The sequence below is a fragment of the Mangrovibacillus sp. Mu-81 genome (assembly GCF_036867415.1).
GTDB lineage: Bacteria > Bacillota > Bacilli > Bacillales > Bacillaceae_B > Rossellomorea.
Genome location: NZ_JBAJHU010000011.1, coordinates 15,243 through 35,585 on the forward strand (window position 1 = coordinate 15,243; position 20,343 = coordinate 35,585).

Here is a 20,343-nt window from a genome sequence, read left to right on the forward strand (position 1 = left end):
AAAAAGAAAAGCCTGATTTCCAACTTATAATGAGAAATCAGGCTTTCAGCTGCGCTCTCATTCTTGCAAAATCGGAGCAGCTTCATCAATCCGGTTTGTCCAAATCCCGCCGGAATAATCGGAAGGCAGCCGTTTGAGATCCTCAGGCGTATCAAAGCCTTCCGACCATCCGCCGTCCCCTGCGACCAGGATCACGCGCGTACCTGCCTCTTCCATGCGCTTGATGAATTTATCCGGCCAGCCCCACATCCATTTCGCATAGGTCTCCGGTATGTGGATCTGCGTATTGCGGCAGGCAGAAGGAACATAACCTGTCCATCCTGCCGCAATATAAGGCAGCATGCAGCTCTTCATCGTGGCGATCGACATGACGCGAATTTCCGGAAGCTTTTCTTTTAACGCTGCAATCGGACGGTCACCACCATAAACTGTAAGTTCACTTAACCTCTCTTTCGGAAGTTGAGAGAGATGGTCGGCAAGCTGATTTCCCTCTTCCGGATCATCGCTCTTGATATGGATCAAGAATGATCCTTCCGGAAAATGGGACAGCACTTCATCAAGTGACGGCATCAGTCCGACCCCTTTCCCCCGAAATGGATAGGTCTTCCCGTCATCGGCCGTATACCCATACCCGATATCCAACTGCTTCAATTCCTCCATCGTGTGCTCCCTCGTCACCCCTTTGCCGTCCGTCCGGCACTCCAATGTCCAGTCATGGAAAATCGCAAACTTGCCGTCCTTCGTCGGCTGCACATCAAACTCGACAACGTCCGCGCCGGCTTCAAAAGCTGCTTCCATGGACGGAATCGTGTTTTCCAGGTAAGGATGTTCCGGCTCAAAGATCCTCCCGGCTGTGCAGGTATCGCTCTTGATCCCCTCCATCGGAAAGGTCTGAGCCATCCCCCTGTGCGCCAATAACAAAGGTTCCTCCCCTGCCGTCTTCGTAAACAGGGACGTGTTGTTTACATACATGAAAGCTGCCAAAACAGCGAACACAATCAATACTCTTTTCATGATTCTCTTAAACTTTTTCATAGTTCCTCCAACATTTTCATAAAAATTGAATTCTAGTAAATTGTATCTCTTTTCCAGCAATCCCGCTATGGAATTCGGTTTCACCCCGTTGGCAATATCCCGCTCGCACGCTGTATTATCTGCCAAAGTATAGATTAGGTGGTGAGTGTTTTCTTTTCTTTCTCTACATTCTTTACATTCTTCTTTTTGTTTTCGATTCTGTATCGAGCTTGCCTCAACTCTGATTCAAGTCTAAATCACAAAAAAATATAGCATTGAATTCATCCCTGTATTCGATCTGTTCCATTTCATGCATTCTTTCAACATGTAATCTCCCCCTTTAGTATCCTTCATCCTTTTATATATAGATTCGTTTGTAAACTGGATACGTTCGGAACAAACTTTCTTGATTTGAAACACCTTAAATGTAAAAAAATGTTATAATTGGAATGTTCAGACTAAATAAAAGGGGTGAGGAAATGCTGCAGCATATAAAAGAGAATGTAGCGAAAGTCATGATCGATAAGGAGAAAGAAATTGAGCTGATGATTATTGCCCTGTTGAGTGACGGGCATATACTGCTTGAAGATGTGCCCGGCACAGGGAAAACGACGATGGCGAAATGTTTTTCGAGAAGCATCGACGGGTCGTTCAACCGGCTTCAGTTCACCCCCGATACGCTTCCCTCGGATATTGTGGGACAGGAATACTTTGATGTGAAAACGAGTGACTTTAAAATTCGGAAAGGTCCCGTTTTTAATAATGTTCTCCTCATCGATGAAATCAATCGAGCCGTTCCGAGGACCCAGTCCGCCCTTCTTGAGCTGATGGAAGAGAAGCATGTCACTCTCGGCGGCGTGACACATCATTTACCAAAACCGTTTTGTGTCATCGCCACGCAGAATCCACATGACTCAATCGGCACATTCCCATTGCCGGATGCCCAGCTCGACCGCTTCCTGCTTACTATCAGGCAGGGTTACCCGTCTCCTGCAAAAGAAAAAATGATGCTGAGGCGGTTCCGTTCATCCAATCCGCTCGAGAACATCGAGAGTGTCATCTCCATAGAAGACATCATTCAGTTGAAGCAGAAAGTAAAGGATGTCCTTGTTTCAGAAGAGGTCGAGGATTATTTGATGGAAATCGTCCAGGCGACAAGACAACATCCATATGTGGATATCGGGGTAAGTCCCCGCGGATCACTTTCATACATGAGAGCAACCCAATCAAGGGCTTTCCTGTACGGGAGGGATTTCAGTACTCCGGATGATGTAAAAGAACTGGCACTTCCGCTCTTGGCACACAGGATCTCGTTGAATGTGGAAGGAGAGGTAAAGACATCGAAGGAAGCGGTCATACACGAAGTTCTTGACAGCATCTCCGTTCCGGTCGAAACACCATGAAGATCTATAAGGAACCACCCTTCATCTTTACGCCGCTGGTCTTGATCTTGAACATGATCCTGCTCATCATCAGCAGTTTCGCAGGGTATTCCGTTCCTGCCCTTCTATTCTCTATGATTCTTTCCTTGGCACTATTATCGAGAATCTATCTAAACATGCAATATAAGAAGATTTCCTGGAGTATCAGAAAATACCATGACGCCTCAAGCATCGATGAAACGGTCACCTGCCAGATCGAGATCCGGAACGATTCCGCACTACCCGTGTATCGCCTGAAAATGAACATAGAAAGCAGGAGCGATCATGAACTCGTATTTACCGGCGGGGATGAGGAAAGCAGCATCTGCTCACTGTCCCTGGACCTCCCGGCAAAATCACAAAAGACGATCACCGTCACCTTAAAGGGGAAAGGCCGGGGAATTCATCGGTGGAGCAATCTAGAATTCCTGCTGAAGGATCCGCTGTCCCTCCAAATCTATCGAGTGGAAAGCGGCCAAGAGATGCTCCCCTCATTCAAAGTCCTTCCACGTATCGGGAAAATTCATGACTTGAAGCTGAAATCCATGCTTCAGGGCTACAAACAGACGAATTACTCCTTGTTTCTGGATGAGACGAGCATCATCGGGACCAAAGATTATGAGAATGAAAGCTTCAGGCATATCCACTGGCTCGCAACAGCCAAAGAGAACAAACTCCTCGCAAAAAAATATCAGAAAGTCCACGGCGACCTGTATTCCATATTCCTCAACATGGTAGGAGCAGGGCAGTTTCACCTCAGGAAGGATATGGAGGAACTGATCGAATACACCGTGTCGGTCTGCCTGTACCTGATAAAAGAGGGATGCAAGGTGGAGCTTTGGGTGAATTATGCGACAGAACACCAGGACATCATGCGTCTCAAGAACGACCTCGACCGTTCGCAATTGAGGAAGTTGATCGAGACGCTGGCACTCGTCAATCCCAACGGGAGATTCTTCCCAACCGAACTCTTCTATCAACATTCACTAAGGGCAAAAGACAACAAGTCACTTGGCTTGATCATCGGAACACCGCCAGAACTCACCACCCGTGAACCGCTTCTGCACATCAAGCGGTAAAGAGGAATGAGAGGAGGTCACAATGTTGAAAAAAGCAGGGATAACAATCCTTTTTATCCTCATCTGTGCAGGCACCAGCCTGGTATTGATGAATGTATGCAGTGAAGCAGCTGTAAAGGTGAAGGGTTTTTATCATGTAGAGGACCCCGGCGGAGAGAGTGATCTCTATTTGGGTCCCCCGCGTGAAGGGAGGACTATTTCGGAAAGGCGCCTCGATGAGCCAATTGTTGTGGATGAATATTTACCATGGTTTGTGGACCCTTTTTCGGGCGAAATTGGAAATGGCAAGGGCTTCGTGGATACCGTAAAAAAGTACGGGGTTTTCATGATTCTGGCGGTTGTTTTCCTTTTCTGGTATCTCCGGTACATGAAGAAAAAGCGGAAAGAAAAAGAAGAACGATTGCCGGACACAGATCTCAACCGGCATGCTGTTAAATCCTATGCCATACAAGAAGAGGACAGACCATATACCCTATCAGAAGTAAAACTGAACGAAATCCGCCAAATGTTGATCGACTGGGAAAGTCATTTAAACTTTCTAAACAAAAAAAGGAGTCACGAAACCATCCAGGAATGGTTCAGACGGATAAAAGGACCGATTGGAATCATACCGATTTATGAAAAGGTCCGTTACGGCGGGAAATCATATACCCACCAGGAATTGCAGCTATTGGAGAAATTCTTAAAATAGTTTAAAAGAATCAAGAATCCGCTGGCTAATTGTTGCCAGCGGATTCTTAGAGTTTGGCATAAAGCGACCACAGAAAAGATAAAATAGGATTCCTTTTATCAAGGTAATTAATTTCCATCGCTCCAATACTAAATGTATTAAAAGGATGATTTTCATGTCTGCTAATATGTACACATTATTCATATCTACTGTCGTACGATAACAATTCCAAATAGCAAATATATACAGCAGGATAAAATCAAATGCCATCTTGTATCCTAAATATCTTCTCCCATATCGATATCTCCCTATTCTCAGTATGCTTCAGGTTAGTGAAATTCGTAATGGGAGATATGTGAATGTAATGAATAAGCAACATGCATGATACATTGAATTTTAAAGTTTGGATACACTATTTTATAATTCCATATCTTTAAACATTGAGGTGACTATGTTGGAAAGAGATCAGTTAAAACTTACATCTTCTGAAATAGGTTCGCTATGGGGGGAGTTTGTAAATGGTACGATGGTTGATGTTGTAAATAAATATATGGTTTCTATTATTGAGGATGAGCAAATAAAAGCGGTTTTCTCAGATGCTATAGAAACATTTAAAGGACAAAAAGAACAAATTAGTTCATTTTTGCAGAACGAGGGCTTTCCAGTCCCAATCGGATTTTCTGAATCTGACCTATTTAAAGGGAAACAAAGATTATTCACGGATATTTTTTGCCTGAATTACCTACATATAATGATATTACATGGTTTGCTGGGCCACAGTACTTCGTTAGCTGTATCCGTAAGAAAAGACTTAAGGCTTTTTTACGATTCATGTGATGATGCTGCAAAAAAGATGTATCACCAAACGATAGAACTATTGCTTGAAAAAGGTAGTTTTCAACGTGACCCTATATTCTATCCTGGTGAAAACCCTGAATATATTTCAAGTAAAGACTTCACCGATGGTTTTTTTGGAAAAGGCAGAAAATTAGCGGCAACAGAAATCATTAGTATCTCCTTTAACCTGAAAAAAAGTATTATGGCTAAAACACTCTCCATTGCATTCAGTCAAGTGGCTCAATCAAAAGAAGTAAGAAAATTCTTAGCCGATTCTGAGAAAACAGCAGATGGGCAAATCAAAGCATTATCTAAAATCATGCAGGCAGATAACTTACCTGTTCCTAAATCTTGGGAAACAGAAGTAACAACGTCAACAGACTCTCCTTTTTCTGATAAATTGATGCTGTATCATATTGGATTCTTATTTCAAGCAGCACAAAATTATCATGGCACAGGTCTGGCATCGGCAATGCGTACAGATCTTGTTACTGCTTATGAGGGAACAATTCTAAAAAATCTTATGGTTACAAAGAAGTGGTTTAATTTAATGGTAAAGAATAATTGGTTAGAACAACCACCTCTTGCTCCTAATAGAAAAGAGATCGCAAGTGAAAAATAATATTCGGTGGATTACTTTAAACAAATAGAAGTTTGCTGACCAACCTCCAACTATTTTAGAGGTTGGTTTTTAATAGGCAGAAAAGTTCTCTTTAAAACCACTGCACAACTTCAACGCTGATATGGGTTCCTCAAAAGATATCATAATGAACCCCCGTCTTACTTAAAGACCGCTCATGCCGAAGAAGCCATTCCTTCCTCCATAAACCTCCCGCATAGCCCGTCAGCTTACCATTCGATCCGATGACACGGTGACATGGGATGACGATGCTTAAGCGGTTTTTGCCGTTAGCACTGCCTACTCCACGGGAGGACCTATCATTCCCGATAGAAAGGGCGATTTCTTTGTAAGAAGCTGTTTCTGCATAGGGTATTTCTGTTAATGCACCCCATACTTTCTTTTGAAAATCTGTTCCGCCAAATAGGTATGAGAATGTAAACTCACTGCGCTTGCCTTGAAAATATTCATCAAGCTGGACTTTGCAGTCTTCTAAGACCCGAGGGCATTCATCATTTGCCTGATACTCTTCGTCTACGAAAAGGATCGATGTGATGTGTTCATCAGTGCCCAGTATTTCGATTGTGCCTATTGGCGATTGGTATAGCTGTTTGTATAGTTTCGTCATACAAAGACCTCCAAAGATAAAAGGCGGCATACCCTTGCCACCCTTCCCATTTTGCCGAAAACTCTTCCATTTCTTCCCGGGTCGGCTTACGATCATAACCCAATAAAACCTTTAAAGCATTTTGAAGACCGACGTCTCCGATAGGAAACGACGTGGTGACATGCAGACATTTCATCATGACATAATCCGCAGTCCATGCTCCTATGCCTTTGTACTGCAACAGGGACTTCCTCACTTGTTCTTCATCTTGTTTCATCAGTGATTCTTTCGTCAATCCGCCCTTACTCATAGCATTTGCAATTCCAAGGATGTATTCAGCTTTTCTGCCTGTGATTTGAAGTTTTCGGAGATCCTCCACATTTAAAGAAGCAATTTCTTCAAATGAAGGAAATAGCCAATATCGATCTCCATCCACTGCCAGACTTTTCCCAAATTGCTCCACAAACCGCTTCTTTAATGTGTATGCAAAGGATAAGTTGATTTGCTGACCCAAGATCGCCCAAACGAGCGCTTCGAACAGGTCATGAATACAGATCATGCGCAATCCGAAATAGTTCCGGGTGAGTTTCGATAAGATGGGGTCGTCATCCGCCCATTCGTAAAACACCCTCAGATCCATATCCAATTCAAACCACTCCCATATATACTCCGCCACTTGCTGCCGTGCGTCTTCAGATGGGATGCCGTTCAGAAATTCAACCTTCATAAAATCACGGATAGATTCAATTTTAAATAGAATAAATTCCCCGTTCACTACAATTAGTTTATATACACATCCGTCTTTTATTTCGTGAAGGATTTCAAGCTCAGACCTGCCTAAGAACAGCAGGCACTCATCAAAGCTGAATTCCTCAGGAGGATAAATCCTGATCTCTGATTGAGCGTCAACCCAGTTCATTACTGGAAGCCCCCTTCAACCTTTTTTCGATACTCGCTTGGTGAGCAGCCTTTCAAAAGCCTGAACACCCTGTAAAAATTGGATGGACTTTGAAAGCCGGCTTCATAGCCTATCTCAAGGTTTGTCTGATCAGTAGACATAAGCAGATGAGCCGCTTTGTCAACGCGTATTTTCTCTAAATAGGTACGCGGTGTATCCCCGGTTTCTTGTTTAAACATGCGCTCAAGATAATAAGGGCTTAACCCGGCATGATCCGCAATATCCTTCAGTACCAATGGTGAACCCGTATGATTGACTAAATAGCTGATGACGTTTCTGACAAGCTCGATATTCGGGGAATACTCCACTTCAGGCTGACACCTTTTACAGGCACGGTAACCTGCATTCTCCACTTCATTTATGTCAAAATAGAAGTCCACATTCACTTTCTTCGGTTTCCTGGACCGGCAAGATGGGCGGCAATAAATCTTGGTGGTCTTCACAGCCGTAAAAAACAACCCGTCATACTTCTGGTCACAAGCCATAATCTTTTCCCACATCTCTTCGAACGTGAGGTTGATCGCGGTCATCGGCATACACCTTCTTTCCAACTTATCTTCCTATCATTTCTCTCTTCCCCCATTTTATCAAGTCGTCAGCGGACAATTCCTCCTTATTCTTGCGCTTATGGTCGGAATGAAACAGATTCTGGATCAAGGAAGCAAAAAGAAGCGCAGGGAGGTTCCTGTGCTTCTGAAACAACGTTATACCGTAGGCTGCTTCTGCTTTTTCTTTTTTCTGATCAATAAGAAGATGGCAATTGCAGAAATGACTACTAACAAGATGATTGTATATAGGATCAGGGTTGGATCTTCATTGACGTCCTCGGGAATAAAACGGCCCGCGATCGGCCCGAGCGATAGAAACAGCGGGATGATGATGGTAAACCACGTTTTTGTATAAATGGCCGCAGCAATGAAAATCACTATACACGCAGCAAGAATCAGATTATTTTGTAAAGGCGTCGCAGTAAACACCGGTTGAAAATCCTGCGCATTGTACCAGAATAAGACGGCAACCCCTAATCCGGTGACGAGAAGCATGGTCCCAAACATCAGGAGGTAGCCCTTTTTTGACTGAATGTATCCAGGCAGCACTTTGAATAGCAGGACAGCATAGATCAGCACCCCGACGACGGAGCCAATCGAGGCGACCATGATCATGCCTCCTGATAACGAGAACTTGCCTTCAATGGCAGGTGCAAGGCTGAAATAGGCTGCCAGTAACAGGATCATCAACGGTACAAGCCCGATCATCTGGCGATAGTCCGTCTTCATTGATTCCCCGATGCTTTTCATATATTGCTTCGGACTCTCCCCGATGATGTGCGTGACATCTTTCCCCTCTGCTTCGGCCTGAAGTAAATGGTCTTCCAATTCGTCTGTGATTTCATTAATCTCTTTGTCGTTTTTTCCTTTCGAAATCAAATGCATGCGAAGTTCAATCAAAAACTGTTCCGATTCTTTAGTAAGCATCTTCTCACATCCCCCTTTTATCCAACACATTATTAACCGAGAAACTCAACTGTTCCCAGCGCTTAATAAATGACACCAGTTCCCCTTCCCCTTTTTCGGTCAGGGAATAATATTTTCTCTTCGGTCCGGCCGTCGACTTTCGTAAAGTGGCACTGACCAACCCTTCCTTCTGCATCCGCAGCAATAAAGGATAAATGGTACCTTCACTAAAAGAGGTGAATCCATAAGACTCCAGCCTCGCTGCCAATTCGTAGCCGTAGATTTCCCCGTCCTTGATGATGGACAATAGACATCCGTCCAATATTCCCTTTAACATCTGAGTTGTATCTGCCATCGAATGTCTCCTTCCATTACCTTGTAATGCAAGATATAGATTTATTATATTCATCACTATCTTGTAATGCAAGATATATTTGAGGAAATTTTACAAAATGAATATACCTATGAAACTTTTCTTCCTTTTCCAGCGTATGTACAGGCAGAGGTGAAAAAACATGTACATACACATAGATGAACCAACGGAAACCATATCCAGGAACGCAACGAAAGTATGGCGGATCTCCAACACAATCGGTCACACGATCGTCCTGATCATCATTGGCGTTTTACTTTTTTGTACGGATAGATTCAATTGGTACAACTGGATCGGGATCATTCTTTACGTTCTCGGCGGGCTGTTTGTGATCTCCGCCATCTACTCGATCATCATTGAACCCGTTTACGTACAAAGGACTTGGCGCTACCAGGTGGACAAAGAACTCGTTCAGCTTAAATTCGGAAAATGGGAACAGCAGCACATCCTGATCCCGATGGAGAAAGTGGAGTACGTCCGCACGGAGCAGGGGCCAATCATGCGCCGTTATGACCTGTACGATCTGGAAGTCGGAACAACGACCTCCAGCCACAAGATCCCGGCCATCCCGGCGGATACGGCAAGAACATTGAAAGCTCAGATTGCCACTTTTGCAAAAATCACCGACAAAGATCCGGACGAAGGAGAGATTGGAGCATGACGCAGCCTGCCAAACGCTATCATCCAGCGTACATCGCAGTCGAACTGTTCGCTTCCCTGAAGAGTCAGGCTTGGTTCTATCTCTTCCTGTTCCTGCTGAAAGCCAACTCAACAGCCGGATGGGTGGTATGGGGTCGTTACGCCCTCTTGGCCGCCACACTGATGTCGGTCCTGTTCATCCTTTCCAAATGGGCGTTCAACCGCTATGAATTAGGTGTGCAGTCCATCATCTTCAAAGAAGGAATGTTCGTTAAAAAACAAAAGACCGCCGCATGGGACCGTGTCCACAGCCACCGGTCCAGCACGACCTTCATCCACCGCTGGTTCAGCCTGACCTCATTGACCCTGGAAACGGGTACGAGCGGTGAAAATGCCGAATTTGAATTCCCGGTCATCACCCAGGCAGAGAAAGACCGGATCCTGTCACATCTGGAAGACAAGTCGGCGGGGATGGAGCCGGAAGATCATCAGCCGAAGCCGGAGCGCACTGTTCATTTCCGGGCAACCAGGAAAGATCTGATAAAAGCATCTTTCACATCACTCAGTTTCCTGGCCATCTTCCCGCTACTGAGTGCCATCTATTTCAACCTCGCCGATTTCTTTTCCATCGAGAAATCAGCGGAAAGCGCCTGGTCCTACTTGCTGGATCATGTATGGATCTTGATCATCCTCTTTGCCGCTGCCATGATCCTGTCGATTGGAATCGGCTTCATTAAGACGACCATCAAATACGGAAACTATGTCATCAGTGACGAAAGGGAGCGGATCTATATCGAGAAAGGCATCGGGAACGAAATGAGCTTCTCGATCGCAAAGAATAAAGTGCAGGCGGTAAAAGTGGAACAGACCCTCGTAAAAAGGATGTTCGGCCTCGTATCGATCAAGCTGATCAGCGCAGGGACGTCTGAAGGGGAAGAGGACATCAGCTCCCTCTATCCGTTCATGCCGAAGCATGAAGCCTATGACATGCTCCACACCATCCTGCCCCACTATCACATACAAGAAAAGATGGAACGCTTCCCCATCAAAGTCCTTTGGCTGAAGCTGCTGCATCCATATTATCTCACGATTGCAACCCTGATCGGATTATGGATTTTCAAAAAGGAATGGCTCTGGACGGCAGCGATCGTCTTCGCGCTATCCGTTCTGCTGAGAATCATCGACTACCGGTTCACAAGCTACATCCGCCACGGACACACCGTCCAGATCCGGAAGGGAGGATGGCTGAACGAAACCTTCGTCACCCACCTCCACCGCATCCAGCAAGTGACCGTAAAGCACTCATGGATCCAGCGGAAATTCGGGGTCGCGACGATTATGTTCTCGAATCGGGCAGATCCTGCACATGAGAGTTTGTTGTATGGGGTGTCGAAGGAGGAAGCTGGGGGGTTTTATGAGTGGTATCACGGGAAGTCCGTGATTGGTTAATCTTTATTCATTTAAAAGAAGCAAGGGTCTTTCCCTTGCTTCCCTGCTCTATATGATACCTATATGGATATAGAAAAAGCAGGTTCATCAAATGTCAGTATATTGTCTTCTGAAAAACCGAACTTCAAATAAAACAATCTCCCCGCTTCATTTTCTGGATGAACAGTTAAACGCAGGCGTTTACTAGAAGGATTATTCTGTTTAATATATAGGATTAATTCATTCAATGCCTTTGAACCCCATCCGTTTCTTTGAAACCTTTTATCAATGAAAAAATGAAACAGCCAATAATCCTCCTCACTGCCTGGTGTATAATGCAAATTGAAAAATCCAACCATCTTCTTCTGATTATAAATTCCATACGGCTCAACCATTTTCCCGCCTGGTCTTATGTATGCTTTAGCAAGGGCAATAGCGGCGGGAGGATGAACAGAGGCAACAAATTTCTGCTGTTCATCGTATACTGATAGTGCAAGTGCATCTCTCCAATTATCTGAACTTATTATTTTTATTTCTATATTGTCCATACTCATTCTCACCTCACTACTTATTTTCGACTCTGTTTTAAACTTACCTGCTGAAACGTCATTTAAATATATTTATGAATAGGGGATAGGTTCTAGAGGGAATTTTATTGATTTACGTATTCTTGTATTTATCTCTTCCAATCATTAGTTAATGCTAAAATATACCTAATGAACTCTTCATTGTGGTTTAAGTTTAATATCTTGAAAGGAGAAACAATAAATGAGCGAAATCCAAAACCTAATGACCAAACTCAACCAATTCATAGACGAACGAAACTGGGGACCCTACCAAACCCCCAAAGACCTCGCCATCTCCATTTCCATCGAAGCGGCCGAACTGCTCGAAGACTTCCAATGGATCAGCAGCGAAGAAGCCCTGGAAAAGAATGAAGAGAACATCCGTGAAGAAATCGCAGATGTCTTGATCTACTCTTTAATGCTAAGTTCCAAACTTGATTTGGATGTGAAAGAGATCATTGAAGAGAAAATGGTGAAGAATGCACGGAAGTATCCTGTGCCGGTTGAAAAGTAAGCTCGGCACTTGAACGAGAAAGGAAGCTGAATCATTTGATTCTTACCCTTAAGCAAAAAAGGCAGTAAAGATAATCACAGGGTGCGCAGCTCTATATGAAGCTGCAGCTTTTCTATATAGTTTGATGCTAGACTCTGAAATCAATTTAAATGCGGTTATCCTGACACTATGCACACTCAGTTTATTCTACGATTCTTCAAAAGCAACGGATAAAGAAAAGTAGAACGACAAAGGGCGGTACAGCAATCAGTACCGCCCCATTTTATTACTCTCTATCCCTGGCCACCTGCGTATCCCGGATATTTTTCTGAATCGTGATTGCTGCAAAAAGGCTGAGAACAAATGACATACCATAAAATCCTTTTTCACTCAGGATGATACTGCCTGCATTATAAAGCCCGATCGCCATTAAGGAAATCGCAACAACGACGGCAAACCAGCTGAGCCCGAAATAGATTCCCGAAACCGGGATGTCCTCTTCCTTGTCCCTCACCGCTTTTTGCAGGGATACAGCTGCATACAAACCAAATACGAGTACAGCGAAGTAATACCCCTTCTCATTCAGTTCCATTCCGGCATTGAACAGGCCGATCAGATAAGCGGATACCCCAATCACCAAAGCTGCCCAGCTCGCTCCTTTAAATGCGGAAGTGGGTTCCCCTTCTTTTCTTTCCACCTTGATCTTTGGCTTCTTCTCATCACTCTTCATTAATGGGCTTTCATTTAAATCAGACATTCGCCGCTCCCCTTTACTGTCATTCAAAATGCAGTGACTTCACTGCTGCTATAAGAAACATTATAACAATTTTTTACAGATTTGGTTTATATTTTTTACTCTGAATAAATTTTTCCTGATTAAAGATATTCCACCCATCTCCAATTAAATCTCAGCAGCTTTTTTATATTATATTCATTTTGCCCCTGGTTGCACGAACGCTAGTACTTGGCCGTGGAGCAAGCAGCTGCATAAGAAAGAGATGGAAAAAAGGTAAGTAGCGTTATATAGGGTTGGTTCGGGATAAATGATAATAACCGCACTGATCCAATTCTTCAGAAATTGAAAAATTGAATCGTTTTTTCTATGTCAAAATAAATTTACAATAGATAGTGGTGCGAAACCATGTTTTTTAAAGCTGTAAACTGCATGTTTCAAGATTTAATTTCTGAACTTGAAAATTATGTATAATATAACTAAGAAACTTGCCACCACTAATGAGGAATGAATAATGCCAAAACATGATTCTGCCAATTACATATTGCACGCCAAAAGTAATCAATTTTATTGGGAAGGTAACGGGCAATTGTCCATCAAAACGTTCTCGAACGGTAAAGCCCGTTATCAGACGAAACGGGGCTTTTTTGCCATCGAAGAGAGCAGGTACCTCCTGCTGAATGCCGGCCCTTACACCATCTCCATTGACGAACCAAGAGAGGTGGAGTCATTCTGCATTTTCTTTCAAAACGGATTCGCAGAAGAAGTTTTTCACTCCATATCAGAAACGAATGACAGGCTTTTGACCGATCCATTCAAGGATAAGAGTCCCATCGGCTTTTTTGAAAAGACCTATCCCAAAAATGTAACTTTATCTGCCCAGCTGCACGCTTTTAAACAGGCACTGTCAGGCAGTGATCGCGAATCCATTGGCCGCGAAGAACAATTTCATCAGATCATGCAAACACTTATACACGATCAGCTCCAGACCTATCAAGAGATTGAATCAGTAAAAGCAGTGCGTAAATCAACACGTGAAGAATTATATAGAAGGGTAAACATAGCTCATGAATATATACGGGCTTATTTTGACCTGCCCATCAAACTCGATGATATTGCAAGGGCTGCCTGCCTATCCCCAAACCATTTATTAAGGTCGTATCAGCAGATTTACAGAAGATCCCCCCATCAGCATATGACCGAATTCAGGATCCACAAAGCTAAGCAGCTTCTATCGGAAACAGATGACACGATGACAGAAATCACTTTTTTACTGGGACTTCAAAACCCTGTATCCTTCAGTAAAATGTTTAAACAATTTGCAGGCATTTCTCCCGCTGACTTTCGAAAAAAGGTGAGATTGGATAAGACAAGATAACCTGAATTTTTTATTATTATAGAGTAAAGACAGACGAGAGGAGTAATGATGGATGGACACAGCACTGATAGAGAAAGTGGGACAAATCGGAATACCGGTGAAAGACCTGGACAGGGCTTTGAATTATTACAAGGAAACGCTTGGGCTCACCCTGCTGTTTAACACAGATCGCATGGCATTTCTTGAAACAGGAGGGCTGCGGCTCATGTTATCACTTCCAGAAAAAGAAGAATTCGCCCATTCCAGCTCAGTACTTTATTTCCAGGTAAAGAATATACAAGAAACATACGAGCATTTATCTGGAAAAGGAGTCCGCTTTATAGGTGAACCGCATGTGGTCGCAAAAATGGAGCTCACGGAGACGTGGATGGTATTTTTCAAAGATACAGAAGGGAATACACATGCATTCATGAGTGAGGAACAAGTATAAGAAACGAATGGAGGCCATCTTTTACGGGAGGTCTCCTTTTGGTATTAATTGGTGCAAGGGAGTCCCCTTGCACTTTTCGGTTAATACTATTAAAGTATATACTGGTAGAAATCCATCCTGACTGGGAACGGATTAAACTAAATCATCTTACTTTTTAATTTTGGGAACGTGTTTCCCTGAAGGAAAGGGTTTAAATATATTATGAAGAATAATTTTTGGCATGAGTTGCCTCGGCCGTTCTTTGTGTTGGCACCGATGGAAGCCGTGACCGATGTCGTGTTCCGCCACGTCGTGAGTGAAGCGGCGAGACCTGACGTGTTTTTTACAGAGTTTACGAATACAGAAAGCTACTGTCATCCGAAAGGGAAAGACAGCGTGCGCGGGCGTCTGACATTCACGGAAGATGAACAGCCTCTCGTCGCCCATATCTGGGGGGACAAGCCTGAATACTTCCGCCAAATGAGTATCGGGATGGCGGAAATGGGCTTCAAGGGAATCGATATCAATATGGGCTGCCCTGTCCATAACGTCGCAGCAAACGGAAAAGGCTCGGGCCTGATCCGCCGTCCGGAAGTGGCAGCAGAACTCATCCAGGCAGCCAAAGCGGGAGGACTTCCCGTCAGCGTGAAGACCCGCCTCGGCTACACCAAAGTGGAGGAATGGCATGACTGGCTGAAGCACCTGCTGGAACAGGACATTGTCAATCTGTCCATCCACCTCCGTACAAAGAAGGAAATGAGTGACGTCGATGCCCACTGGGAGCTGATCCCTGAGATCAAGAAACTCCGTGACGAAATCGCTCCTCACACCTTACTGACGATCAACGGAGACATCCCTGACCGCCAGAAAGGACTGGAACTCGCAGAGAAATACGGCATAGACGGCATCATGATCGGACGCGGGATCTTCCAAAATCCGTTCGCCTTCGAAAAAGAAAAGAAAGAACATACGAGTGAAGAACTGCTGGATCTCCTAAGGCTGCAGCTGGATCTTCATGATCAGTATAACGATGAACTTGAGCCCCGGCCGTTCAAACCGCTCCGCCGCTTCTTTAAGATTTACGTCCGCGGATTCCGCGGCGCGAGCGAACTCAGAAATCGTCTGATGGAGACTCAAACTTCCGATGAAGTACGTGCGTTGCTTGATGAGTATGCAGATGGAGTGCAGGAAGAGGAAGGATTTTCGGTTTCGAAGTAAAGTTTAGTTCTATATAAAAGGGTCATCCCCCCAGTGAGCGTTCACTTATTGGGGGGATGACCTTTTTTTCATTTGCTTTAAAGGGTTTTAAAAATAAAGAAAAGGGCTCTGTAATTGATTCGGTGCCTTGTTCATAAAAGCTCTCTTCAATTTAATAACAGTTGGATTATTTTTTTCGTTTGTTTCTCATTTATTTTATAATAATCATTGCTAATATCACTAGCAATGAGGGTTTCATTTGTGTCAAAACCTTCATAAAAATATAAAACTTCTTTATCGTTATCTTTATATACAAGCTGAATTTTGTACGTTGAATCAATTGCAAGTGAATAATGTGTATTCGTAATTTTATTTGACCTATTGAGTATTCCACTAACTGTTCCGATTATCTCTTTATCAGCAGTCTTTTTACCATCTTCAAATGATTTATCACTTTCCTGAATAGTAATGCTTTTGACTCCAATAAATCCATTAAAGAACATTGAGTAACATAACAAACAAAATAAGGCTACAACAGTGAAAATAATTACCTTTCTTTTCATCTATAACCTCCTTGCGGAATATCAACACTGATTATTCAGCAATCCAGCACGATAATGAATATCGCTTTTCATTTGGAAAATTCTGATAACTAATGTTTATCACAGGTCGCATCCATTGGGAACAAACTGCTTTCTAAACTTATTTAATGTGAACTATCGAAAAAAAATCTGATGCACCCGGTTATTTAATTGATTCAACCAGTGGAAGGCCGTTTGTAAGGGTGTTTCTTTTCAGTAAATTTCGTAAGCCAAATAGTAGCAGCAAATACAACCAAATAAACAATAAAGGATAAGTATAATTTCCAGCCGGTATATGTAAAAACATTGAATTTCACTGAAATCCATTCTATCACGATCGCTACCCCAGCCCAAAAAATAAGAAAAAACAGATGCTTTAGACCTTTAGGTTTGTAATATTGATAGCAGCTTACTACAAAATAAGAAAGAGTTGGGTAAGTGACAAAGTGCAATAAAACATCAAATAATTCATGCGTTTTATGATCGATTGTAAAGTAAAGCTCATATGGTTTTACACCGATGGTAATATCCGCCAACAAAGCAAGAAAGACATTGAATGTCCAAATAACCGTGATAGTAACAGCAGACAAGCGTCTGGGTAATATAAACATAAGTGCCCAAGTAATCACTGTGGAAAAGATAATAAACAGTTCATTTTCATCAAATTTCTCAGGGAGAGGTAAAATCATTACATATTCACCTCTTTGTCTTTATAAATAAGTCTATCTAAATAAAAGGAGTAAATAGCCATTAATAAAATAATGAAAATGTATCTCATATAGGAATAAAATACATTCCAATTCACCCACTCCAGATATTGTATGTGAACGAAATACAGTTCAATGGAAACAAGTGCTGTTAAGAAGAGTGAGAGTTGAATAAGTTTATTTAAAATCGTTCTATTAGAGAACAAAATGTAAATCAACCATAAAAGTAAAGTTGGCTTGAGTGACCACTCAGGAATTTTTTGTGTCCAAAAAATTAATTCACTCGTTGGATCTTGCTTTGTTAATTTTAAATTCATATTAATGATTACACCTGTATTTGTAAGAAGAATATTGGATAAAAAATAACAGCCCAAGACGTTGATTACGTTCATTTTCTTCATCAAGATGTATAAGGAAATAAAGGATAATATCGCTAAAATAAGAAAAACCAACACCGTTTTCATAGTAGTCACCAACTTTATTTATATGTATTTAGCTTATACATATAATGTTGAAAATACACGGTGTATAGAAAAAACAATCGTAACGGAAAAACGTATTCTTTCTTAACCAAAAATAGAACAAGCCAAAAATATACAAATTTAATTTTAGACTTGTTTGATTTTTGGCTTGTATTTTCTAAAAACTTCATTTACTTATGGTACTGTTCACCGTTACAAATCAAAAAGAGGTTAAAAATATTTGCTTATAAATATCAATTCTTGAAAATCTATTTTTAAACCGGACCTATCATAAAATTAACATCAAGAATGCAACTAATACTATAAGTTTTCTATGTTATCATCTTTTGAAAAATAGGAAATTTTTTACTAAGGTTCCTATTAGGATACATGAATATGTGATATTGTGGCAGTAATCGGCAGTATTGTTTAATAAAAGGTGAGGAGAGATAGACATGAACTTTATTTTCGAAGATGAGACGCTAACCGTCGCCGTTGTCAAGGCGATTCACACTGGTGATGTTCTATCGTTGAAACGCCTGCTTACTGAATATCCGGGTCTGGCTACAGCTAGAATTATTAGAAGAGATAATGATGAAAAGTGCAATAGCTTGGGAATGTCGCGTACATTACTCCATGTGGTAACCGACGGGCCTGGTCACTTCCCCAACGGTGCGTTGACAGTGGGTATATTGGTTGAGGCGGGCGCTGATGTGAATGCTCGTTTCACAGGGCCACACACCGAGACACCTCTTCATTGGGCTGCTAGCAGTGACGATATCGAAGTGCTTAATGCACTTCTCGATGCCGGCGGCGACATTGAGGCATCAGGAGCAGTTATCGGAGGTGGTACGCCATTAGACGATGCGGTAGCATTCGGGCAGTGGAATGCAGCACGCCTGCTAGTAGAAAGTGGGGCGAAGACCAAGCTCTGGAACGAAGCTGCACTCGGGCTAATGGATTGCGTCAAAGAACGCTTCGCAGGCAACCCGTTACCCACCCAAATCGAGATCACCGAGGCCTTCTGGCTAGCGAGTCACGGTGGGCAGCAGAGGGTAGCTAAGTACCTCCTCCAACAGGGAGCGGACCTCAATTGGATTGGCTACGACGATCTTACTCCCCTCGATTCAGCGCTACGTAGTAACGCAAAAGAACTGATTGAGTGGTTGCGCGGTATAGGCGCAAAATCCGCCAGCGAGCTAGTATAATCGTTCAGGAGTAATTCACTTCAGATTTATCGGGATAGACTAGACCGTTTAATAACTGACCCTTCCCTCAATGGACCGTGTGTGCTTCTTTCCCACAGACGGTTCTACCTTTTATCCCAGTTGAAATAAAAAATTATTTTAGCCTTTTTCCCAGTAGAAAAAACCTCATTTACTTATGGTAAGGTTCACCGTAACGTTGGATAGGGTAAACTAACTCATAAGAACGTTGCCTTTATAAAGAGAGGTTTATTCTTCAGAGTAACCAACGACTAAATATTGAAAGAGGATGTTTAATCTATTGATTAACCCTTCATAAACCATATCTATATCATTAAAAGATTCAATTCCCAACGATTTTATAACATTATTTTCTATATGTTCTCTTTTCTCTTTTGATAATAAATGATCATAATATTGTCTTAAGTCATTAAGCAAATAGAGTGGGGCTATAATCTCATATATATCATCATTCTCTGAGATTACCCTCTCTAGTAATGCTTGATAAAATTTTATTGATTTCCACTCTTTATACCCTTTTTGAGGTTTGGGATACAATTCAAGATACAATGTTCTAAAGGAATTAATGTTTACACCTTCAATCAATACCTTATGCAACATGTTGACTGCTGGCTCAATTGACTTCTTAGTAATTAATACTGGTTTTCTAAAATCCCTCATATGATCCTTTATTTCATCATTCAAATGAGACAAATCAATATTATATCTGATGTTAACTTGATCAAAAAGCTCTTTCTTTTTATAGCACACTCTAACTTCTTTGTTAGGTTCACTCCAAACACAACCAAGCTGAGCTGCATAATACTCCGAATCAATAATTTGATGATCTGATTCGATGTTATGAGGTTTCATTATACTTAAACTAGTAGAATCGATATAACTTAAATCTCCAAGCCAAAAAATTACTAGACCATTTCTATTTATTCCAAAAGGAATGTTCCATTCATCTTTAAAACTAATATGTCCATACGATTCCGAGAATAAATCCATTTTATAATCAGGATCCTGCATAAAATAAAGCAAAACTTTTTTAGTAAAATAAACTGGTGTAAGAAATCCTTCTTCAGAATGCTCCTCATCAAAGCATAATCCAGGAATATTATAATAATCCCTGTGATCATACTTAAAGTCTTGGTCTACGCAATATCTAAATTTTTTCTTATACCCATTGTAAGTTTGTATCCCCTCAAAGTGACCTTCTTTTACCATTACTTTATAACAACCATCAATCATTTGTTTAGAATGTTGAGGTAGACAACTGTTACCGCAATTTATACAAGTTAAGATTAAAAAATCTTTAAAGTGCATTCTGCGATTTTCTATTGAAACATCTAGATCATTAATAGTTAATTCCCTAACATCACCGCAAACCAGACATTCATGATAATGATAATTTTTATATTCTTCAACAAATTCATCATAAGTTGTAAAGTTGATTAGCACTTTATCCCTCCAACAATTTTTAGTTACTTCTCGCCTTCCCATTTTGTATA

Annotated in this window: 22 protein-coding genes; 11 read left to right on the top strand and 11 right to left on the bottom strand. The window is 42.0% G+C overall.

Annotated elements, in window-relative coordinates; genetic code table 11:
* Positions 1 to 57: 57 nt before the first annotated feature.
* Positions 58 to 1,035, bottom strand: a complete 978-nt coding sequence (locus V6B33_RS18000; RefSeq protein WP_334219075.1) for a glycerophosphodiester phosphodiesterase family protein — start codon at positions 1,033 to 1,035, stop codon at positions 58 to 60.
* A 458-nt stretch (positions 1,036 to 1,493) separates the two neighbouring features.
* Between V6B33_RS18000 and V6B33_RS18005 the strand changes: the two genes are divergently transcribed.
* The 4 genes from V6B33_RS18005 (at position 1,494) to V6B33_RS18020 (ending at position 5,643) form a co-directional block, all read left to right on the top strand.
* Positions 1,494 to 2,417: an AAA family ATPase gene (locus V6B33_RS18005; protein ID WP_334219076.1), complete on the top strand. Its 924-nt coding sequence runs from the start codon at positions 1,494 to 1,496 to the stop codon at positions 2,415 to 2,417.
* Positions 2,414 to 3,514 (top strand): DUF58 domain-containing protein, encoded by a 1,101-nt coding sequence (locus V6B33_RS18010; RefSeq protein WP_334219077.1) that lies wholly within the window; start codon positions 2,414 to 2,416, stop codon positions 3,512 to 3,514. The genes V6B33_RS18005 and V6B33_RS18010 overlap by 4 nt, the downstream gene beginning before the upstream one ends.
* Positions 3,515 to 3,536: 22 nt before the next feature.
* Entirely contained in the window at positions 3,537 to 4,205 is a 669-nt protein-coding gene (locus V6B33_RS18015) for a hypothetical protein (protein ID WP_334219078.1), read from the top strand.
* Between the two features lie 430 nt (positions 4,206 to 4,635).
* Complete coding sequence (locus tag V6B33_RS18020) at positions 4,636 to 5,643, top strand: DUF3231 family protein (protein WP_442915558.1); 1,008 nt, start codon at positions 4,636 to 4,638, stop codon at positions 5,641 to 5,643.
* 130 nt (positions 5,644 to 5,773) lie between these two features.
* Here V6B33_RS18020 and V6B33_RS18025 read toward each other — a convergent pair whose 3' ends face one another.
* From V6B33_RS18025 to V6B33_RS18045, 5 genes are all read right to left on the bottom strand, one after another.
* Positions 5,774 to 6,268, bottom strand: a complete 495-nt coding sequence (locus V6B33_RS18025; protein ID WP_334219079.1) for a methylated-DNA--[protein]-cysteine S-methyltransferase — start codon at positions 6,266 to 6,268, stop codon at positions 5,774 to 5,776.
* The gene (locus V6B33_RS18030; RefSeq protein ID WP_334219080.1) at positions 6,204 to 7,166 is read right to left on the bottom strand and encodes a DNA-3-methyladenine glycosylase family protein; all 963 of its coding nucleotides are present in this window, start codon (positions 7,164 to 7,166) and stop codon (positions 6,204 to 6,206) included. The genes V6B33_RS18025 and V6B33_RS18030 overlap by 65 nt, the downstream gene beginning before the upstream one ends.
* The gene (locus V6B33_RS18035; RefSeq protein WP_334219081.1) at positions 7,166 to 7,735 is read right to left on the bottom strand and encodes a bifunctional transcriptional activator/DNA repair enzyme AdaA; all 570 of its coding nucleotides are present in this window, start codon (positions 7,733 to 7,735) and stop codon (positions 7,166 to 7,168) included. Before V6B33_RS18035 ends, V6B33_RS18030 begins: the two co-directional genes overlap by 1 nt.
* A 174-nt stretch (positions 7,736 to 7,909) precedes the next feature.
* Positions 7,910 to 8,680 carry a DUF1129 family protein gene (locus tag V6B33_RS18040; protein WP_334219082.1) on the bottom strand — a complete coding sequence of 257 codons (771 nt, stop codon included), beginning with the start codon at positions 8,678 to 8,680 and terminating at the stop codon, positions 7,910 to 7,912.
* A gap of 4 nt (positions 8,681 to 8,684) precedes the next feature.
* On the bottom strand, positions 8,685 to 9,014 hold the full coding sequence (locus tag V6B33_RS18045) for a PadR family transcriptional regulator (protein ID WP_334219083.1): 330 nt from the start codon (positions 9,012 to 9,014) through the stop codon (positions 8,685 to 8,687).
* 160 nt (positions 9,015 to 9,174) lie between these two features.
* On the opposite strand from V6B33_RS18045, the gene V6B33_RS18050 reads away from it, so the two are divergent.
* Both V6B33_RS18050 and V6B33_RS18055 read left to right on the top strand, forming a co-directional pair.
* Entirely contained in the window at positions 9,175 to 9,693 is a 519-nt protein-coding gene (locus tag V6B33_RS18050) for a PH domain-containing protein (RefSeq protein WP_334219084.1), read from the top strand.
* Positions 9,690 to 11,120, top strand: coding sequence for a PH domain-containing protein (locus V6B33_RS18055; protein WP_334219085.1), 1,431 nt, complete (start codon positions 9,690 to 9,692; stop codon positions 11,118 to 11,120). The genes V6B33_RS18050 and V6B33_RS18055 overlap by 4 nt, the downstream gene beginning before the upstream one ends.
* Positions 11,121 to 11,179: 59 nt before the next feature.
* Here the strand turns inward: V6B33_RS18055 and V6B33_RS18060 are convergent, their stop codons facing one another.
* Complete coding sequence (locus V6B33_RS18060) at positions 11,180 to 11,647, bottom strand: GNAT family N-acetyltransferase (RefSeq protein WP_334219086.1); 468 nt, start codon at positions 11,645 to 11,647, stop codon at positions 11,180 to 11,182.
* 220 nt (positions 11,648 to 11,867) lie between these two features.
* On the opposite strand from V6B33_RS18060, the gene V6B33_RS18065 reads away from it, so the two are divergent.
* A complete protein-coding gene (locus V6B33_RS18065; protein WP_334219087.1) occupies positions 11,868 to 12,179 on the top strand; it encodes a nucleotide pyrophosphohydrolase in 312 nt (103 codons plus the stop codon).
* Positions 12,180 to 12,444: 265 nt separating this feature from the next.
* Here V6B33_RS18065 and yiaA read toward each other — a convergent pair whose 3' ends face one another.
* The gene (gene yiaA, locus V6B33_RS18070) at positions 12,445 to 12,915 is read right to left on the bottom strand and encodes an inner membrane protein YiaA (protein WP_334219088.1); all 471 of its coding nucleotides are present in this window, start codon (positions 12,913 to 12,915) and stop codon (positions 12,445 to 12,447) included.
* 490 nt (positions 12,916 to 13,405) lie between these two features.
* On the opposite strand from yiaA, the gene V6B33_RS18075 reads away from it, so the two are divergent.
* The 3 genes from V6B33_RS18075 (at position 13,406) to V6B33_RS18085 (ending at position 15,896) form a co-directional block, all read left to right on the top strand.
* Positions 13,406 to 14,269 (top strand): AraC family transcriptional regulator, encoded by an 864-nt coding sequence (locus V6B33_RS18075; protein ID WP_334219089.1) that lies wholly within the window; start codon positions 13,406 to 13,408, stop codon positions 14,267 to 14,269.
* A gap of 52 nt (positions 14,270 to 14,321) precedes the next feature.
* Entirely contained in the window at positions 14,322 to 14,699 is a 378-nt protein-coding gene (locus V6B33_RS18080; protein WP_334219090.1) for a VOC family protein, read from the top strand.
* A 201-nt stretch (positions 14,700 to 14,900) separates the two neighbouring features.
* Positions 14,901 to 15,896 carry a tRNA dihydrouridine synthase gene (locus tag V6B33_RS18085; RefSeq protein ID WP_334219091.1) on the top strand — a complete coding sequence of 332 codons (996 nt, stop codon included), beginning with the start codon at positions 14,901 to 14,903 and terminating at the stop codon, positions 15,894 to 15,896.
* Between the two features lie 146 nt (positions 15,897 to 16,042).
* Here V6B33_RS18085 and V6B33_RS18090 read toward each other — a convergent pair whose 3' ends face one another.
* Positions 16,043 to 16,438: a hypothetical protein gene (locus V6B33_RS18090; protein ID WP_334219092.1), complete on the bottom strand. Its 396-nt coding sequence runs from the start codon at positions 16,436 to 16,438 to the stop codon at positions 16,043 to 16,045.
* Between the two features lie 194 nt (positions 16,439 to 16,632).
* Entirely contained in the window at positions 16,633 to 17,145 is a 513-nt protein-coding gene (locus tag V6B33_RS18095) for a hypothetical protein (protein WP_334219093.1), read from the bottom strand.
* A 934-nt stretch (positions 17,146 to 18,079) separates the two neighbouring features.
* On the opposite strand from V6B33_RS18095, the gene V6B33_RS18100 reads away from it, so the two are divergent.
* The gene (locus tag V6B33_RS18100; protein ID WP_334219094.1) at positions 18,080 to 18,832 is read left to right on the top strand and encodes an ankyrin repeat domain-containing protein; all 753 of its coding nucleotides are present in this window, start codon (positions 18,080 to 18,082) and stop codon (positions 18,830 to 18,832) included.
* 246 nt (positions 18,833 to 19,078) lie between these two features.
* Here V6B33_RS18100 and V6B33_RS18105 read toward each other — a convergent pair whose 3' ends face one another.
* Positions 19,079 to 20,293, bottom strand: a complete 1,215-nt coding sequence (locus V6B33_RS18105) for a hypothetical protein (RefSeq protein ID WP_334219095.1) — start codon at positions 20,291 to 20,293, stop codon at positions 19,079 to 19,081.
* Positions 20,294 to 20,343 lie beyond the last annotated feature (50 nt).

Bases quoted from the DNA above. Each gene is read 5' to 3' on its own strand.
- V6B33_RS18000 (WP_334219075.1), bottom strand. From the start codon at position 1,035: ATGAAAAAGTTTAAGAGAATCATGAAAAGAGTATTGATTGTGTTCGCT.
- V6B33_RS18005 (WP_334219076.1), top strand. From the start codon at position 1,494: ATGCTGCAGCATATAAAAGAGAATGTAGCGAAAGTCATGATCGATAAG.
- V6B33_RS18010 (WP_334219077.1), top strand. From the start codon at position 2,414: ATGAAGATCTATAAGGAACCACCCTTCATCTTTACGCCGCTGGTCTTG.
- V6B33_RS18015 (WP_334219078.1), top strand. From the start codon at position 3,537: ATGTTGAAAAAAGCAGGGATAACAATCCTTTTTATCCTCATCTGTGCA.
- V6B33_RS18020 (WP_442915558.1), top strand. From the start codon at position 4,636: ATGTTGGAAAGAGATCAGTTAAAACTTACATCTTCTGAAATAGGTTCG.
- V6B33_RS18025 (WP_334219079.1), bottom strand. From the start codon at position 6,268: ATGACGAAACTATACAAACAGCTATACCAATCGCCAATAGGCACAATC.
- V6B33_RS18030 (WP_334219080.1), bottom strand. From the start codon at position 7,166: ATGAACTGGGTTGACGCTCAATCAGAGATCAGGATTTATCCTCCTGAG.
- V6B33_RS18035 (WP_334219081.1), bottom strand. From the start codon at position 7,735: ATGACCGCGATCAACCTCACGTTCGAAGAGATGTGGGAAAAGATTATG.
- V6B33_RS18040 (WP_334219082.1), bottom strand. From the start codon at position 8,680: ATGCTTACTAAAGAATCGGAACAGTTTTTGATTGAACTTCGCATGCAT.
- V6B33_RS18045 (WP_334219083.1), bottom strand. From the start codon at position 9,014: ATGGCAGATACAACTCAGATGTTAAAGGGAATATTGGACGGATGTCTA.
- V6B33_RS18050 (WP_334219084.1), top strand. From the start codon at position 9,175: ATGTACATACACATAGATGAACCAACGGAAACCATATCCAGGAACGCA.
- V6B33_RS18055 (WP_334219085.1), top strand. From the start codon at position 9,690: ATGACGCAGCCTGCCAAACGCTATCATCCAGCGTACATCGCAGTCGAA.
- V6B33_RS18060 (WP_334219086.1), bottom strand. From the start codon at position 11,647: ATGGACAATATAGAAATAAAAATAATAAGTTCAGATAATTGGAGAGAT.
- V6B33_RS18065 (WP_334219087.1), top strand. From the start codon at position 11,868: ATGAGCGAAATCCAAAACCTAATGACCAAACTCAACCAATTCATAGAC.
- yiaA (WP_334219088.1), bottom strand. From the start codon at position 12,915: ATGTCTGATTTAAATGAAAGCCCATTAATGAAGAGTGATGAGAAGAAG.
- V6B33_RS18075 (WP_334219089.1), top strand. From the start codon at position 13,406: ATGCCAAAACATGATTCTGCCAATTACATATTGCACGCCAAAAGTAAT.
- V6B33_RS18080 (WP_334219090.1), top strand. From the start codon at position 14,322: ATGGACACAGCACTGATAGAGAAAGTGGGACAAATCGGAATACCGGTG.
- V6B33_RS18085 (WP_334219091.1), top strand. From the start codon at position 14,901: ATGAAGAATAATTTTTGGCATGAGTTGCCTCGGCCGTTCTTTGTGTTG.
- V6B33_RS18090 (WP_334219092.1), bottom strand. From the start codon at position 16,438: ATGAAAAGAAAGGTAATTATTTTCACTGTTGTAGCCTTATTTTGTTTG.
- V6B33_RS18095 (WP_334219093.1), bottom strand. From the start codon at position 17,145: ATGATTTTACCTCTCCCTGAGAAATTTGATGAAAATGAACTGTTTATT.
- V6B33_RS18100 (WP_334219094.1), top strand. From the start codon at position 18,080: ATGAACTTTATTTTCGAAGATGAGACGCTAACCGTCGCCGTTGTCAAG.